The organism is Streptomyces sp. NPDC043738, from assembly GCF_056436545.1.
The window spans coordinates 1-14,403 of record NZ_JBWKCJ010000024.1; the positions used below are offsets into that span (position 1 = coordinate 1).

A 14,403-nucleotide genomic window follows, 5' to 3' on the forward strand; every position below is an offset into this window, starting at 1 on the left:
GCCTCGCCGCCGATGGACTTCCACATCTCCGACTCGTACTTCGTCGTGGCGCACTTCCACTACGTCGTGTTCGGCACGGTCGTCTTCGCGATGTTTTCCGGCTTCCACTTCTGGTGGCCGAAGTTCACCGGCAAGATGCTGGACGAGCGGCTCGGCAAGATCACGTTCTGGACGCTGTTCATCGGCTTCCACGGCACGTTCCTCGTCCAGCACTGGCTCGGCGCCGAGGGCATGTTGCGCCGGATCCCCGATTACCTCGCCGCCGACGGTTTCACCACCCTCAACACCGTCTCCAGCATCTTCTCCTTCGTCCTCGGACTCTCCCTCCTGCCGTTCATGTACAACGTCTGGAAGACGGCGAAGTACGGCAAGAAGATCGAGGTCGACGACCCGTGGGGCTACGGCCGTTCGCTGGAGTGGGCGACGTCCTGCCCGCCGCCGCGGCACAACTTCCGCACCCTGCCGCGCATTCGCTCCGAATCCCCGGCGTTCGACCTGCACCACCCGGAGATCGCTCGCGAGATCGCGGCCCCGGCGGATTCCGAAGCCGCGCGCGGCACTGGAATCGGGACCCGCGTATGAATGAGCCCGTGCAGAGGGAACGCGCCATCAATGAGATCGAGGGGTACCTTCTCTGGGAGGCGGAGAAGGACCGTGCCCGAACCCGCGCGGCTGCCTTCTGCGCCGGCCTGCCCTGGCTCACCGAAACCCAGCGGCAGGAAGTGGAGCTGCGCTATTGCCGGGACCAGCGCGACGCCTCGCGGGCCTATCTGGAGCGCATCGCGGTCCGCAGCGCCACTCTGCGGACCGAGTACCAGAGTGTCTATCGGGTGCTCAGGCGTCGGCTGATCACCGCTTTCCTCAGCGGCACGCTGGCCGTGGCGGTGCTGGTGACCGTGGCGGCCGTCGGCCTGACCACACGCTGAGCGGTCCCCGCGCGTTATCCCCGCCGTACCTGCGAGGTCCTCGCGCGGTCCGCGCTCAGCCGGTGACGGTGATCTGGGACGTGGGGTCGGTGGTGTCGGTGACCTGGTAGGTGGCGTTGAACGTCGAGCTGGTCGCACTGGTCGGGCAGCCGAAACCGCCCACCACCTTCACCGGCACCGCCGCATTGGTGAAGGCGAGGGTGGACGGCGCGCCATTGGTCCAGGTGCCGTTCACCGTCGCCGCCGTGGTGGGGGCCGCGGTGACGGTGCAGGATGCCAGGCCGCTGGTCCGCAGGACGAATCCGCCGGAGGGAATGGTCAGTCCGGCGGTCACCGGTGTCCCGTTCTGCATGGCCACACCCCAGGTGCCGGACGTGCTGACGGTCGCGCTGACACCCGGCATGCTCGTGGTGCAGGAGCTGTAGGTGGCCGGGGTCGTGGAACTGCTCACCGGCCCGGCTTCGTTGTGGTTGCCGGGCGCGTCCGGCACCTGCCCGCTGGAGGTCGAGACCGTACAGGTGACGGTCACCGAGCCGGCGGTGAAGGTGGCCTTGCCGCTGAGCGCGGCGGTGAAGCCGTGGCCCGCGGGGGTCACGGTCGTGGCGGCCGCGGCGGCTGCCGGAGCCCCGCCGGGCTGTGTCGCGGCGGAGGCCGGTACACCGATGGACAGTGCGGCTAATGCGGCGATCCCTGTGCCGGCGGTCCGCAGTGCGCGCCTACGGGACGTGCGGCGGGCGGCGCGAGGCATGGGCTGCGTGAGCTGTATGGGTTGTGTGGGCTGCGTGATCGTCATTTTGCGTTTCCTTCCCGAGGGGGCGGGAGTGCGGAGTGGGGAGCGTGGGGGGTATGTGGAGGGCGGGGGGTATGGGGAGTACGGGGGAACGCGGTAAGTGCGGCGTACGGGACTACCCGGCGAGGGGACGGGAGAGGCGGTCGCGCGGCGGGCAATGGAGCGGTGGAGGGGGGCGTCCGCTCGAGCGGTCATGAGGTCGTGCGGCAGTGCCGTCAGGTTTCGGACGTCGGGTGCTCGCCGACGACCGGCTGCCAGGCGAAGATCATCGAACCGCCGAGAATTCCGATGACCGTGCCGATCAGAAAGCCCCCGAGGTTGGACATCACCAGTGCGGCCGCCGCACACAAGACGGTCAGTACGCCCGCGATGCCCCGGTAGTGCGGCGCGAACCACGCCGAGAGCCCCATCACGATCATCACCAGCCCCATCAGCACTGAGGGGATACCGGCGATGCCCTGTTGCAGCATGACCTTCAGTGGCGCCAGAGGGATGGCGCAGATCTCGACGCCGGCGACGAGGGCGGCCAGGCCGCCCCAGAAGGGCCGCCCCGTCCGCCAGCGCCGCCAGGTCAGAAGCATTCCTTCTTGCCCTTGGAGATCTTCATGCTCAGCCCGGAGAGCTTGAACGTCCCCGCGTTGGTGGCCCAGGCGGTCTGCCGCAGTCTGCCGATGCTGACGTCGTCGGCCTGTTGGGCGAAGAGGTCCTGCATGCCCTGGGCGCTGGCCGGTCCCTTGTCCAGGGTGGAGGCGTCCCGGCCGATCTCGATGTTGTTGAAGGACGCGTTGCCGGAGAGCTGGGTGGCGTCCACGAACAGATTGGCCGCTTCGACGGGCTTGTTGCCCGTACCGGCATGGAGATTGAGCGAGATGTCGCCGATGACCGGCAGATGAGTGACCACCGACTGACAGAGATTGTTCAGTTGTGCCGTCCTGATGGCGGTGACCGCGACCGGGAGGAGGTCCCCCCTGGCGTTGGTGTCGACACTGCCGTACTGGGCGAATCCCTCGCCCTTGAGGCCGTCCGCGGACACCTTGAACTGCTGTCCCGATACGGCGAACGACGCCGCCAGTGCCCCGTTGGCCAGGGCGATGCCCAGGGCCGCCGTGCCGGCGAGGGCCGGGACGGACAGCACGGCGAACCTCCGCCAGCTGATGCGTCCCGTGACAGGTCTGCCGTGTGCGTCCTTCATGGTGTGAGTCCCCTTCGAAGAGCGTGGAGCGCACTGTCGCAACACGTGGGGGGAGAGACGTCGATGCGTCACGTCGCGGTACGTCGTGGCGCATCGCGATACGGGGTGTGGTGCACCGTGGTGCTATGTGTACCGCGGCGCTGCGTGACGTACCGCGGTACCGGTGGTGCGTGGTGCACCGCGGCACGGGGTGGTGCTGAAGACGCGCGTGAGTGCCGAACCGGGCCGGTGTGTCCATGGGGGGAGAACGTGCGGCCCTACCCGGCGCGCTACCGCACCGTGCCCCAATGCGGTGTGCCGGGTGAACTGAGAGAGCGGGGTGAACTGGACGATCTCCGTGAGCCCGGCGAACCGAGCCAACCGTCAAGTGTTACTGGCGAGTTGAATGTAAGTCCGCCCATGGCTACTGGCAAGGTTGAGCGAGGAACAGTTTCGGACATACCGCTGCGCCCCGTGGTCGGCGACGACCACCGGGCGCAGTGGACCCCACGGTCGCCCGTCGGCCCGTCAGTCTTTTCGGCCCGCCGGCCGCACCGGGGCCCGGCCGCTCATCGGCCCGTCGGCCCCTCACGCGTAGCGAACCTGAAGCTCCTTCACGCCGTTGAGCCATGCCGAGCGCAGCCGCCGTGGATCACCGGCCAGCGAGATGCCCGGCATGGCGTCCGCGATGGCGTTGAAGATCAGGTTGATCTCCAGGACCGCCAGGGACTTGCCGAGGCAGAAGTGTGGCCCGCCGCCCCCGAAGCCCAGGTGCAGGTTGGGGTCACGCGTGATGTCGAAGACCTCGGGGCGGTCGAAGACCTCGGGGTCGTTGTTGGCGGAGGAGTAGAAGAGTCCGACCCGCTGACCCTTCTTGATCTTTGCTCCGCCCAGTTCGGTGTCCTGGGTGGCGGTGCGCTGGAAGGAGACCACCGGCGTCGCCCAGCGCACGATCTCCTCGGCCGCCGTCGCGGGGCGTTCGCGCCGGTAGAGCTCCCATTGGTCGGGATGGGTGAGGAAGGCGTGCATGCCGTGCGTGATGGCGTTCCGGGTCGTCTCGTTGCCGGCGACCGCCAGCAGCAGCACGAAGAAGCCGAATTCGTCGGAGCCGAGATTCCCCTCGTGCTCGGCCGCCACCAGTTGGCTGACGATGTCCTTGGCCGGGCATTCCTTGCGCGCGGCGGCCAGGTTCATCGCGTACGAGATCAGCTCCATCGCCGCGTTGGTGCCGACCTCTTCGGTGATGGCCAGTTCCGGGTCGTCGTACGCGACCATCTTGTTCGACCAGTCGAAGATGCGGGCCCGGTCGTCCTGGGGGATGCCGATGAGTTCGGCGATGGCCTGGAGGGGCAGCTCGCAGGCGACGTCGGTGACGAAGTCCCCGGTGCCCTTCTCCCGCGCCTCGGCGACGATCCGGGCCGCCCGATCGCGCAGCGCCTCCTCCAGGGCGCGAATGGAGCGCGGGGTGAATCCCCGCTGCACGATCTGGCGGACCCTGGTGTGCTCGGGCGGGTCCATGTTCAGCATGATCAGCTTCTGTACGTCGATCTGGTCGCGGGTCATGGCCGCGTTGAAGCGGATGATCGAGGTGTTGAGGTTCGCGGAGAAGACGTCCGGCTTGGTGGACACCTCCTTGACGTCCTGATGGCGGGTGACGACCCAGTAGCCGTCGTCGTCGAAGCCGGCGATGCCGTGCGGCTGGGCGTTCCACCACACGGGCGCGGTCTGCCGCAGCTGGGCGAACTCGGGGAGCGGAACGCGGGACTGGTAGACGTCGGGGTCGGTGAAGTCGAACCCCTCGGGCAGCGCTGGGCATGGCATCGGCGACTCCTGGTCCGTGGTTCCATCCGGGACTTCTGACGGCTCATCAGGTGTGGGGTCGCGGTGAAGGTAGTAACGAGTTCCATAAGTGGCAAGGGGTGTGGCGACTCCCGTTGCGGACAAGGGGCTTGCATGCCTCTTGCGCCCCGGAGGGTGGCTCATAAGACTGTTTGCGGAACTAGAACGCGTACTAGTTCTTCTTCCGTGGGTGCCGGGACGCCCGCGGGCGCGAGGAGAGGACGAGTCAGTCATGGCCGCGGAACCCGTCATCGTCGAAGCAGTACGCACTCCCATCGGCAAGCGCCAAGGTGCGCTCGCCAACCTCCACCCCGCCTACCTCCTGGGCGAGACCTACCGCGAACTCCTCGCGCGTACGGGCATCCAGCCCGACTGCGTCGAACAGATCGTCGGCGGCACCGTGACCCACGCCGGCGAACAGTCCATGAACCCCGCGCGCAACGCCTGGCTGACGATGGGCCTTCCGTATGAGACCGCGGCGACCACCGTCGACTGCCAGTGCGGTTCCTCCCAGCAGGCGAACCACATGGTCGCCAACATGATCGCGAGCGGTGTCATCGACATCGGCATCGGCTGCGGCGTCGAGGCGATGTCCCGGGTGCCGCTCGGCAGCGGCTCCAAGCACGGCCCCGGCAAGCCCTGGCCCGACGAGTGGAACGTCGACCTGCCCAACCAGTTCGAGGCGGCCGAACGCATCGCCCGCAACCGGGGGCTGACCCGGGAGAACGTCGACTCGCTCGGTCTGATCTCGCAGGAGCGGGCCGCCGCTGCCTGGGCAGAGGAACGGTTCAAACGGGAGACGTTCGCCGTCCAGGTGCCCACCACGGAGGACGAGCAGGCCGCCGGTCAGGGCATGTGGCGGCTGGTCGACCGCGACGAGGGCCTGCGCGACACCAGTATGGAGGCGCTGGGCGGCCTCAAGCCCGTGATGCCGACCGCCGTCCACACGGCGGGCAACTCCTCGCAGATCTCCGACGGCGCCGCCGCGGTGATGTGGGCGTCGAAGCGGATGGCGCGCGCGCTCAAACTCAAGCCGCGGGCCCGCATCGTGGCCCAGGCGCTGGTCGGCGCCGATCCGCACTTCCACCTGGACGGCCCGATCGACGCCACCCGCGCCGTGCTCGGCAAGGCCGGCATGTCCCTCAAGGACATCGACCTGGTCGAGATCAACGAAGCCTTCGCCTCCGTCGTGCTCTCCTGGGCGCAGGTCTTCGAACAGGACCTGGAAAAGGTGAACGTCAACGGAGGCGCCATCGCCCTGGGGCACCCGGTCGGAGCCACCGGCGCCCGGCTGATCACCACCGCCCTCCATGAACTGGAGCGCAGGGACAAGGAATTCGCTCTCATCACGATGTGCGCGGGCGGGGCACTGGCCACGGGGACGATCATTCAGCGGTTGTAGCGGTTGTAGCGGTTGTAGCGGTTGTAGCGGTTGTAGCGGTTGTGGCTGTTTTTGTTTTTCCCCGCCGCCCACCCCCCTTACGGGGGGTGGGCGGGTGTGGTGAGGTCCGTGCGCGCGATGGAACGGCCGGCCGCTCCCAACTGCGGAAAACCACAGGTGAGTTGTACGGGAAACCGCATTCTGCGACGAGCGGCATCTCCGTACCGTCGAAGACATGACGAACAGCACTCAGCAGCCCTCACCCCATTCACCTGCGGCTTCCGCTTCACCTGCAGCCTCAACGCCGGCTTCGGCTTCACCCTCATCGGCGTCCGGCGCATCGTGCTCGTCCGACGCGCCACGCGGACCGAGCGGGCGCCGTCGCGTCTCACGCGGCCTGGCCGCCGGCGCCGCCCTTCTGCTCGCGGCGCTCACGACGACCCCGGCCCTCGCGACCTCCTCGGCCTACGCATCGCAGCCCACTGGACAGGAGCAGACGAAGGCGGCCGGTGCCGGCGCCGCGTCCCGCACCGCGACCTGGCGCGGGAAAGTCCTCTCCATCACGCCTCTGGGCCGGCGGAGCAGAGCCGAGATCATCAGCCAGGCGCAGAAGGCGGGCCTGGACGCGGAGACCGCGCGGCACGGCGTCGCCGCATACCGCCTCACCTACCGCACGATCACCCCCGATGGCAGCCCCACCAGCGCGTCCGGTCTGCTGGCGCTCCCCCTCGGCAAAAGCCACCGTCACCTCCCGCCCGTGATCCACGCCCACGGCACCCTCGCCTACCGGGGCTATGCACCCTCGGTCGCGGAAGGCCCCGACCGCGCGGTATCGGTGCTGTACGCCTCCGCCGGCCGCGCCGCCATCGCCCCCGACTACCTGGGTCTCGGTACAAGTCCCGGCCGCCACCCGTACATGGACGCCCACTCCGCGGCATCGGCCTCCCTGGACATGCTCCGGGCAGCCCGTTCGGCCGCACCGAAGCTCGGCGCCGCCCTCGATCGCACGGTGTCCGTCACCGGCTTCTCACAGGGCGGGCAGGTCACCATGGCGCTGGGCCGTGAGCTGGACCGCGGTGCTGATCCCCGATTCCGCCTTGGAACACTCGCCCCGGTCGCCGGACCCTACGACCTCGACGGCAGCGAACTCCCCGGGATGTTCGACGGCCGAGTCGACCCACGGTCCGCCGTTTTCTACATCTCCTTCTTCCTCACCGCCCAGAACCGCCTGCACCCGCTCTACAACGAGCCGAGTGAGGTGTTCCGAGCCCCCTACGCCGACCTCGTCGAGGACCTCTTCGACGGTGACCACCCGGCGGAGGACATCGCCGGCAAACTGCCCGAGCGCCCGGAAGACCTGTTGACCGACACCTGGCTCCAGAAACTCCAGCACCCGTCCGGCGCCCTGCTGGAATCCCTTCGTGCCAACGACCGCACCTGCGACTGGCAGCCCGGCCGAGGCGTCCGGATAACCCTCTACTCCGCAACCGGCGATCGCGACGTACCGATAGCCAACCCCCGCAGCTGCGCGCGTGAACTGGCGCGGCACGGTGCTCGGGCCACGGTTGTCGACCAGGGCGCAGACGCCGACCACTACACCTCGTTCCTGCGCTCGGAGCCTGCGATAGCCCGCTCCTTGCCCGTCTCCCGCTGAGCCCGTCTCCCGCTGAGCCCGGTTCCGCACGCGTCCCGGGCAGCCCGCGAGGCGGGGCGCGGCCGTACAGGTCAGGCGGCCCCTCGGGGTGGATCAGAGGTGAAGGCGACAGGGACGTCGAACGCGGCGCGGCGGGTGGCGCGGCGCAGCGCTTTGAGGACGGTGCCGCCCAAGGTGAAGGTGAGGATCACGGTGACCAGAGCGCGGGGCAGATCCCAGCCGAGGGAGGTGGCAAGGCAGTAGGCGATATAGCGGGCGAGGTTCTCTTCGAGCGGATCGCCCGGGACGAAGGAGACCCCCGACGTCATGCCGGCGATGTAGGGCCACCCCTGGAGGTTCATGATGAGGCCGTAGAGGACCGCGGAGACCGCGCCGTAGGCGGCGAGCATGGCCAGCTCGCGGCGGCCGCGGAGCCGGTCGGGCCCCGGCAGCAGGCCGGCGCCCATCGACACCCATCCCATCGTCAGCATCTGGAACGGCATCCATGGCCCGACTCCGCCGGTCAGCAGCGCCGACGCGAACATCGCCACGGAGCCCAGCACAAAGCCGAATCCGGGCCCGAGCACCCGGCCCGACAACACCATCAGAAAGAACATCGGCTCGATTCCGGCCGTTCCCGCGCCCAGCGGGCGCATGGCGGCTCCGGCCGCGGCCAGTACGCCGAGCATGGCGATGGCTTTGGCATCCAGGCCGGTGTCGGCGATGGTCGCGACGACCACGGCGAGCAACATCGGCAGCAGCGCGGCGAACAGCCAGGGCGCGTCCTTGGAATGGGCGAGGCCGGAGGCTGAATCGGCGAGCAGCGGCCATCCGAAAGCCATCACGCCGATGGCTGAGACCAGGGCCAGTGCGGCGATGGATCGAGGGCCGAGCCGTACTGCCCGGGCCTGACGGTTCGTGCGGAGGGTGGAGCCGGAGCCGGAGCTGGACCCGGAGCCGGTGCCGGTGCCGATGCCGGGGGCGGAGTTGGCGCTGATGCCCATGCCCATGCCCACGTCGACGCTGACGTCGGAGTCGGAGCTGACGCCCACGTCGATGCCGATGCCGATGCCGATGTCGGATTCGGATTCGGATTCGGATTCGGATTCGGAGGGAGGTTGGCTGTCGGCAGGGTTCTGTGGGTGCGAGGTCATCCGGTGGCCTCCAGAGCGTGGGCCACCTGAGGAACGGTCAGCCAGGGCAACGGAGCGAGCACCTTGGCGACCTGCGGAGCAAAGGAGGGAGAGGAGACGACGATCTCGTCGGTGGGACCGTCGGCGACGACCTCACCGTCCGCGAGGATCACCACGCGGTGCGCCAGCTCGGCGGCGAGTTCCACATCGTGAGTGGCCAGGATGATGGCGTGGCCGTCAGTGGCCAGGGTGCGCAGGACTTCGATCAGGCGGGCCTTGGCGGCGTAGTCCAGGCCGCGGGTGGGCTCGTCGAGGAGGAGCAGCGGAGGACGTGCGGTCAGGACGACGGCTAGGGCGAGCGCGAGGCGTTGGCCCTCGGACAGATCGCGGGGGTGGGCAGAGTCCGGAACACCGGGCAGCAGTTGGGTCACCAGGGCCCGGCAGCTGCCGGCGGAGGCGCCCGCGTCCTGGTCGGCCATGGTGCACTCGGCGGCGACGGTGTCCGCGTAGAGCAGGTCGCGAGGTTCCTGGGGGACCAGGCCGACGTGCCGTAGAAGGGCGCGGGGGCTGGTGCGGTGAGGAGTGGCACCGCCCACGCGGACCGTACCGGCGGACGGCTGGTGCATTCCGACGAGGGTGCCGAGGAGTGTGGACTTTCCCGCACCGTTGCGTCCCATCAGGGCAACGGTCTCGCCGGCCCGGACGTTCAGATCCACCCGGTACAACGCGTCCATCTGCCCCCGGCGAACACCGAGTCCGGAAACAGCCGCGACGGCACCGCTCGCAGCTCGTGCGACAACACCGTCCGGGATTCGTGCGGCGCGACCGCCTCGGACCGCCGGAGCGATCTTTGCCCCGGCGCCCGTTCCGGCACCTGTCCTGGCCATTGCTCCGACGCCCGTCCCGACGCCCGTCCCGGCGCCCGTCCCGGTACCTGTCCTGGCCTCTGCCTCGGCCCCCGTCCCGGTACCTGTCCTGGCCGCCGCCTCGGCGCCCGTCCCGGTGACTGTCCTGGCCTCTGCCTCGGCAACCGCCTTGGCACCCGGCTCGGCCGTTGTCCCGGAACTCGCTCCGGCAACCGCCTCGGCGCCCGGCCCGGCGGCTGGCGGTGTGGCTCCGTGGGCCGGGAAGGGAGCCGTCAGGGGGGAGCCCGTCCCCGGTGCGGGCGGGGTCACTCCCGCCAGGCGTTCGCGGAGGGCGGCGGCCTTGCGGCGGGCGTCGCGGACGGTGAGAGGGAGGGGAGACCAGTCGGCCAGGCGGCCGAGGGCGACCACCGGTGGGTGGACGGGGGAGATGGCCATGATGTCGGCGGGCGTTCCCATCACGGGGGCGGCGCCGGGTGAGGGGAGGAGGATGACCTGGTCGGCGTATTGGACGACGCGCTCCAGGCGATGTTCGGCCAGCAGTACGGTCGTGCCGAGGTCGTGGACCAGGCGCTGGAGTACGGAGAGCACCTCTTCGGCGGCGGCCGGGTCGAGGGCCGAGGTCGGCTCGTCGAGTACCAGGACCTTGGGGTGGGTGGTGAGGACCGAGCCGATCGCCACCCGTTGCATCTGGCCGCCCGAGAGGGTGGTGATGGCGCGGTCGCGCAGGTCGGCCAGGCCCAGCAGGTCCAGGGTTTCCTCGACGCGGCGGCGCATCACACCGGGGGCGAGCCCGAGGGATTCCATACCGTAGGCGAGTTCGTCCTCGACGGTGTCGGTGACGAAGTGCGCCAGCGGGTCCTGGCCCACGGTGCCGACGACGTCGGCGAGTTCGCGGGGCTTGTGGGTGCGGGTGTCGCGGCCGTCGACGGTGACGCGTCCGTGCAGGGTGCCGCCGGTGAAGTGGGGGACCAGTCCGCAGACGGCGTTCAGGACGGTGGACTTGCCGACGCCGGACGGGCCGACCAGGAGGCACAGTTCACCTTCGGGGACGGTCAGGTCGATGCCCTGGACAGCGGGTGCCGCGGCGTCGCCGTAGGTGACCGACACCTGCTCGAACCGGATCACTGGGTCGGCTCCTTCTTGTACGGAGGGGAATCGTCGTCGGGGTGGCTGCGGCCCCCGCCGTGGCCGTCACGAGGACCACGCTCCTGGCCCTGGTCCTGGCCCTGGTCCTGGTCCTGGTCCCGGCCGTGGCTGTGACCGCGGCCGCGGTCACGGCGGAGGTCGCCGCCGTCGTGGCCCGTGCTCGTACGGTCCGTATCGGGACGGCCCGTGCGGTCTGTACCCCTGCCCGTACGGGCCGTACCTCCGCTCGAGCGGTCCTCGTGCCCGGATCGGCTGCCGCGCTCCCTCGTGCCCTCCGGCCGGGTTCCGCGCCGCACCCGATCCGTCGGCCTGGGGAGGGGGGCCACCACCGCGGGGAGCAGTCCCAGGAGCACGGACGCCGCCGGCCAGAGCGGAAGCACAGGGGTGGTGAGGGGGACGGCGGGCGGGTGGAGGGCAGCCGGTGCGTAGGCGTTCGCCCAGATCATCAGGGTGGCCACCGCGATGCCGGAGCCCGCGACGAGCCAGGCCCGCAGGCCCCAGCGTTCGGGGCGGTAGCGGGTGCGCAGGGAGCGGCGCCCGCCGAGCCACAGGCCGGCGAGGGCGGCGGCCAGCCCGGCGAGGAGCAGCGGCAGACCGTAGCCGGCGCCGGCGCCGCCGAGCAGGCCGTAGGTGCCGGCGCAGATGCCGAGGAGGCCGCCGAGGGTGAGGGCGGAGGTGAGATGACGTACGGCGCGAGGCACTTGGGCGCTGCGGCCGTAGCCGCGGGCGTCCATGGCCGCGGCCAGAGCGACCGAGCGCTCCAGCGCGCCCTCCAGCACCGGTACGCCTACCTGGAGCAGTGCCTTGAAGCCGCGGTCGGGGCGGCCGCGCAGCCGTCGGGCGGCGCGCAGCCGCTGGACGTCGGCGACCAGGTTCGGTGCGAAGGTCATGGCGACGACGACTGCCACCCCCGCCTCGTACAGCGCGCCGGGCAGGGATTTCAGCAACCGCGAGGGGTTGGCCAGTGCGTTGGCGGCGCCCATGCAGATGAGGAGGGTGGCCAGCTTCAGCCCGTCGTAGAGCGCGAAGACCATGCCCTCCGCCGTGACCCGGCCGCCGATCCGGACGCCCTTCGCCCAGTCGGGCAGCGGCACTTCGGGCAGCGTGACGAGGGTGTGCGTACCGGGAATGGGGGAGCCGAGGACGAAGGCGAAGGCCAGCCGAACGGCGATCACGACGAGGCCGAGCTTGACGAACGCGCCGTACGAGCGGGCCCAGGGCGCGTCCGTACGCCGCGCCGCGACGACATAGCCGGCCACGCCCACCAGCAGCCCCAGCAGCAGCGGGTTGGTGGTGCGGGATGCCGCGGTGGCCAGGCCGAGGGCCCACAGCCACCAGGCGCCGGCGTGCAGCGCGGTGGTACGGGTCGCCTGCGGGGCGCTCATCCGCGCCGACGGCGCGCCTGCCACACGGCCGCCGCACCCAGTACGACGACCGCCGCGACACCGCCGAGCAGCCCGGCGGACGGCCCGCCGCCACCCCCGGAGCCGGTCCCCTTCGACCCGTCCGTACTCTCCGCCCCGTCCGCACCCCGTCGGCCGGCGGACTTCTCCGGGTCGGCGGACTCCTTGGCCCCGCCCGACCCGCTCACCTGCTCCGCGCACCCCGACTCCGGGTAGCCGGCGATGGCGCACAGCAGTGCATTGGGGTCATAGCGCAGCGACCGGGCGACCGCGGCCAGTGCCTCGCCCGCCGAGGCGTCCTCGGCCACCTGGGCGCACTCCGTCCGGGCCTTCGGCGGCCGCTCGCCGTCGGGAGCGTCCGCCCCGGTGCCGAAGTCGATGACGATGCCGATCCGCTTGCGGCCGTCCCTGGCGGGCGTATCGCGGCAGATCGCGTCGAAGTCGGCGGCTGCGCGCGGCTTGCCGGCCGCGGCGGAGTCGGCGCTGACGGTGAAGCGGAAGCCCTCGACCGAGCCATCGGCCGGGCGTGCGGTTGCCGGCCCCTGGGTGGCGTAGGCCCAGGAGCCGCCGCGCCCGCCGTCCCAGAAGGACCAGTAGCGGTACTCCTGCGCGTGAGCCGGCCCGGTGGCCAGCCCGCTGGCCGCGCCGGCCAGCAGCAGCACGCCGGCGATCCGGGTGCGCCGCATCGGCTGCAGCAGCTGCCTCGCCCGCATCAGAGCGCGTTCTTCTTCTTACGGCCGCTCAGCAGGAAGCCGATGCCGGCGCCGAAGGCGAGCGCGACCCCGACGACCCACCAGACGTTGACGCCGCCGCCGTCCTTGTGGTCCTCGGTGCCCTCGGCGGCCGGCGAGGCGGTACCGGCCGGCTTGGGCCCGGTCGCGTTCAGCGCGGCCACCAGGTCGCTGCCGCCGAAGGAGCGCGGGTCGGTGCCGGTGGCGTGCGCGGCGAGCACCAGCTGGGCGTAGGCGGCCGGACCGTTGTCCTTGGCCCAGCCCGCGGCGTTCTTCTCCAGCCACTTCAGCGGCTTCTGGGCGGCGGCCCGGTGCGACCCGGCCGCCAGCGCCACCACGGCATCCGCGGTGTTGCCCACATCGGGCTGCTCCTCCTGGCCCGGCATCGCGGAGAGCAGATGCTGTCCGTTCCGGTCGAGCTGGTCGACGAGGTAGGCGGCGCCGCCGTCCGCGGCCAGCGCCGCATCGGCGGACTTCTTCGGCTTGCCGTCCTTGCAGGTCAGAGGCTTGACGGGGCGGTCAGCGCCCTTCTTGTCCGGTGCGACGACGAAACCCTGGCCCAGGGCTCCGGTCGCGGCGGCCGCGGTGGCGTCCGCGTTCGGCGCCGCACCCTTGAGCTGGAAGGTGAACGCGCCGTGCTCGCCCTCCTTCGCCGCACAGCCCAGCTGGAAGGTGAGCAGCGCGTCGTAGGGAGTCCTGCCGCCCTTCTTCGACGTGACCGACTCCGGCTTCTCGCCGGCCGCCGTGAGCGCGCCGATGACGACGGAGGTGGAGTTGGCGTCGCTGGCCGAGCCGGCCATCGAGCTCCAGCCGCCGTCGTCGTTCTGCACCGACTTCAGCCAGCTCACGGCCTTCTTCACGGTCTCGCCGTGCCCGCCGAGCGCGGCCAGCGCCTGCACCGCGGCGGCCGTCTGGTTGGTGTCCCGCATCGCCTTCGCGTCACAGGCCTGCTTCGGCTCGGCGCGGAAGGCGGTGAACGAGCCGTCGGCGCACTGCTGCCCGACCAGCCAGTCCACGGCCGACGCCGCGGGCCGTACACCGACCGTGTCCTGCGCCAGCAGCGCGAGCGACTGCCGCCACACACCGTCGTACTGCGGGTCCTTGGTGCCGTACAGCCCGTCGGGCAGCTTCTTGGGCGACGTCGACGGGGCGGCCGCCGGCTCCGCGGACGCGGCGGGGGCGGTGGCCGTGCCCAGCACCGCCACGGCCGTCAGCGCCATGGCGGCGCGGCGCGCCAGGAAGGCGACGGGGTGCGTCGAAGGGGCCTGGGGAGCCATGGAAGCCATGGGGGCCATCGGGTCGGTGCCTCTCGGGTCGGGTCGCGGCGGTGGTACGCAGCCGCGCTCGGACGACCGCCGGGCGCCGATCCTGCGATCGGGCGCGG

The 14,403-nt window shown here is 70.9% G+C and carries 13 protein-coding genes; 4 read left to right on the forward strand and 9 right to left on the reverse strand.

What is annotated here, in order from left to right:
• Positions 1 to 582, forward strand: a 582-nt coding sequence (locus tag AC0680_RS27055; RefSeq protein ID WP_478633484.1) for a cbb3-type cytochrome c oxidase subunit I, incomplete at its 5' end; no start/stop codon positions are given.
• An 8-nt stretch (positions 583 to 590) separates the two neighbouring features.
• Positions 591 to 926 carry a hypothetical protein gene (locus tag AC0680_RS27060; RefSeq protein WP_478633486.1) on the forward strand — a complete coding sequence of 112 codons (336 nt, stop codon included), beginning with the start codon at positions 591 to 593 and terminating at the stop codon, positions 924 to 926.
• 55 nt (positions 927 to 981) lie between these two features.
• On the opposite strand, the gene AC0680_RS27065 is transcribed toward AC0680_RS27060, so the two are convergent.
• The 4 genes from AC0680_RS27065 to AC0680_RS27080 form a co-directional block, all read right to left on the reverse strand.
• Positions 982 to 1,674: a hypothetical protein gene (locus tag AC0680_RS27065; RefSeq protein ID WP_478633758.1), complete on the reverse strand. Its 693-nt coding sequence runs from the start codon at positions 1,672 to 1,674 to the stop codon at positions 982 to 984.
• A 257-nt stretch (positions 1,675 to 1,931) separates the two neighbouring features.
• Positions 1,932 to 2,297: a DUF6114 domain-containing protein gene (locus AC0680_RS27070; protein WP_478633489.1), complete on the reverse strand. Its 366-nt coding sequence runs from the start codon at positions 2,295 to 2,297 to the stop codon at positions 1,932 to 1,934.
• Positions 2,288 to 2,908 (reverse strand): DUF6230 family protein, encoded by a 621-nt coding sequence (locus AC0680_RS27075; RefSeq protein ID WP_478633492.1) that lies wholly within the window; start codon positions 2,906 to 2,908, stop codon positions 2,288 to 2,290. The genes AC0680_RS27070 and AC0680_RS27075 overlap by 10 nt, the downstream gene beginning before the upstream one ends.
• A gap of 567 nt (positions 2,909 to 3,475) precedes the next feature.
• Positions 3,476 to 4,708 carry a cytochrome P450 gene (locus AC0680_RS27080; protein ID WP_478633495.1) on the reverse strand — a complete coding sequence of 411 codons (1,233 nt, stop codon included), beginning with the start codon at positions 4,706 to 4,708 and terminating at the stop codon, positions 3,476 to 3,478.
• A 250-nt stretch (positions 4,709 to 4,958) separates the two neighbouring features.
• Between AC0680_RS27080 and AC0680_RS27085 the strand changes: the two genes are divergently transcribed.
• Together AC0680_RS27085 and AC0680_RS27090 are read left to right on the forward strand one after the other, a co-directional pair.
• Positions 4,959 to 6,128, forward strand: a complete 1,170-nt coding sequence (locus tag AC0680_RS27085) for a steroid 3-ketoacyl-CoA thiolase (RefSeq protein ID WP_478633498.1) — start codon at positions 4,959 to 4,961, stop codon at positions 6,126 to 6,128.
• Positions 6,129 to 6,342: 214 nt separating this feature from the next.
• Positions 6,343 to 7,761 (forward strand): alpha/beta hydrolase family protein, encoded by a 1,419-nt coding sequence (locus AC0680_RS27090; RefSeq protein ID WP_478633500.1) that lies wholly within the window; start codon positions 6,343 to 6,345, stop codon positions 7,759 to 7,761.
• Positions 7,762 to 7,832: 71 nt separating this feature from the next.
• Here the strand turns inward: AC0680_RS27090 and AC0680_RS27095 are convergent, their stop codons facing one another.
• The 5 genes from AC0680_RS27095 to AC0680_RS27115 all read right to left on the reverse strand — a co-directional run bounded on the left by AC0680_RS27095 (position 7,833) and on the right by AC0680_RS27115 (position 14,305).
• Positions 7,833 to 8,744, reverse strand: coding sequence for an ECF transporter S component (locus AC0680_RS27095; RefSeq protein WP_478633760.1), 912 nt, complete (start codon positions 8,742 to 8,744; stop codon positions 7,833 to 7,835).
• A gap of 146 nt (positions 8,745 to 8,890) precedes the next feature.
• Positions 8,891 to 10,864, reverse strand: coding sequence for an ABC transporter ATP-binding protein (locus tag AC0680_RS27100; RefSeq protein WP_478633503.1), 1,974 nt, complete (start codon positions 10,862 to 10,864; stop codon positions 8,891 to 8,893).
• A complete protein-coding gene (locus tag AC0680_RS27105) occupies positions 10,861 to 12,270 on the reverse strand; it encodes an energy-coupling factor transporter transmembrane component T (RefSeq protein ID WP_478633505.1) in 1,410 nt (469 codons plus the stop codon). The genes AC0680_RS27100 and AC0680_RS27105 overlap by 4 nt, the downstream gene beginning before the upstream one ends.
• Positions 12,267 to 12,974, reverse strand: a complete 708-nt coding sequence (locus AC0680_RS27110) for an SCO2322 family protein (protein WP_478633761.1) — start codon at positions 12,972 to 12,974, stop codon at positions 12,267 to 12,269. Before AC0680_RS27110 ends, AC0680_RS27105 begins: the two co-directional genes overlap by 4 nt.
• A gap of 26 nt (positions 12,975 to 13,000) precedes the next feature.
• Positions 13,001 to 14,305 carry a prenyltransferase/squalene oxidase repeat-containing protein gene (locus AC0680_RS27115; protein ID WP_478633508.1) on the reverse strand — a complete coding sequence of 435 codons (1,305 nt, stop codon included), beginning with the start codon at positions 14,303 to 14,305 and terminating at the stop codon, positions 13,001 to 13,003.
• Between the last annotated feature and the right edge of the window lie 98 nt (positions 14,306 to 14,403).

Coding starts and splice junctions, on each gene's coding strand:
- AC0680_RS27065 (WP_478633758.1), bottom strand. CDS start 1,674: ATGCCTCGCGCCGCCCGCCGCACGTCCCGTAGGCGCGCACTGCGGACC.
- AC0680_RS27070 (WP_478633489.1), bottom strand. CDS start 2,297: ATGCTTCTGACCTGGCGGCGCTGGCGGACGGGGCGGCCCTTCTGGGGC.
- AC0680_RS27075 (WP_478633492.1), bottom strand. CDS start 2,908: ATGAAGGACGCACACGGCAGACCTGTCACGGGACGCATCAGCTGGCGG.
- AC0680_RS27080 (WP_478633495.1), bottom strand. CDS start 4,708: ATGCCATGCCCAGCGCTGCCCGAGGGGTTCGACTTCACCGACCCCGAC.
- AC0680_RS27085 (WP_478633498.1), top strand. CDS start 4,959: ATGGCCGCGGAACCCGTCATCGTCGAAGCAGTACGCACTCCCATCGGC.
- AC0680_RS27090 (WP_478633500.1), top strand. CDS start 6,343: ATGACGAACAGCACTCAGCAGCCCTCACCCCATTCACCTGCGGCTTCC.
- AC0680_RS27095 (WP_478633760.1), bottom strand. CDS start 8,744: ATGGGCATCAGCGCCAACTCCGCCCCCGGCATCGGCACCGGCACCGGC.
- AC0680_RS27105 (WP_478633505.1), bottom strand. CDS start 12,270: ATGAGCGCCCCGCAGGCGACCCGTACCACCGCGCTGCACGCCGGCGCC.
- AC0680_RS27110 (WP_478633761.1), bottom strand. CDS start 12,974: ATGCGGCGCACCCGGATCGCCGGCGTGCTGCTGCTGGCCGGCGCGGCC.
- AC0680_RS27115 (WP_478633508.1), bottom strand. CDS start 14,305: ATGGCTTCCATGGCTCCCCAGGCCCCTTCGACGCACCCCGTCGCCTTC.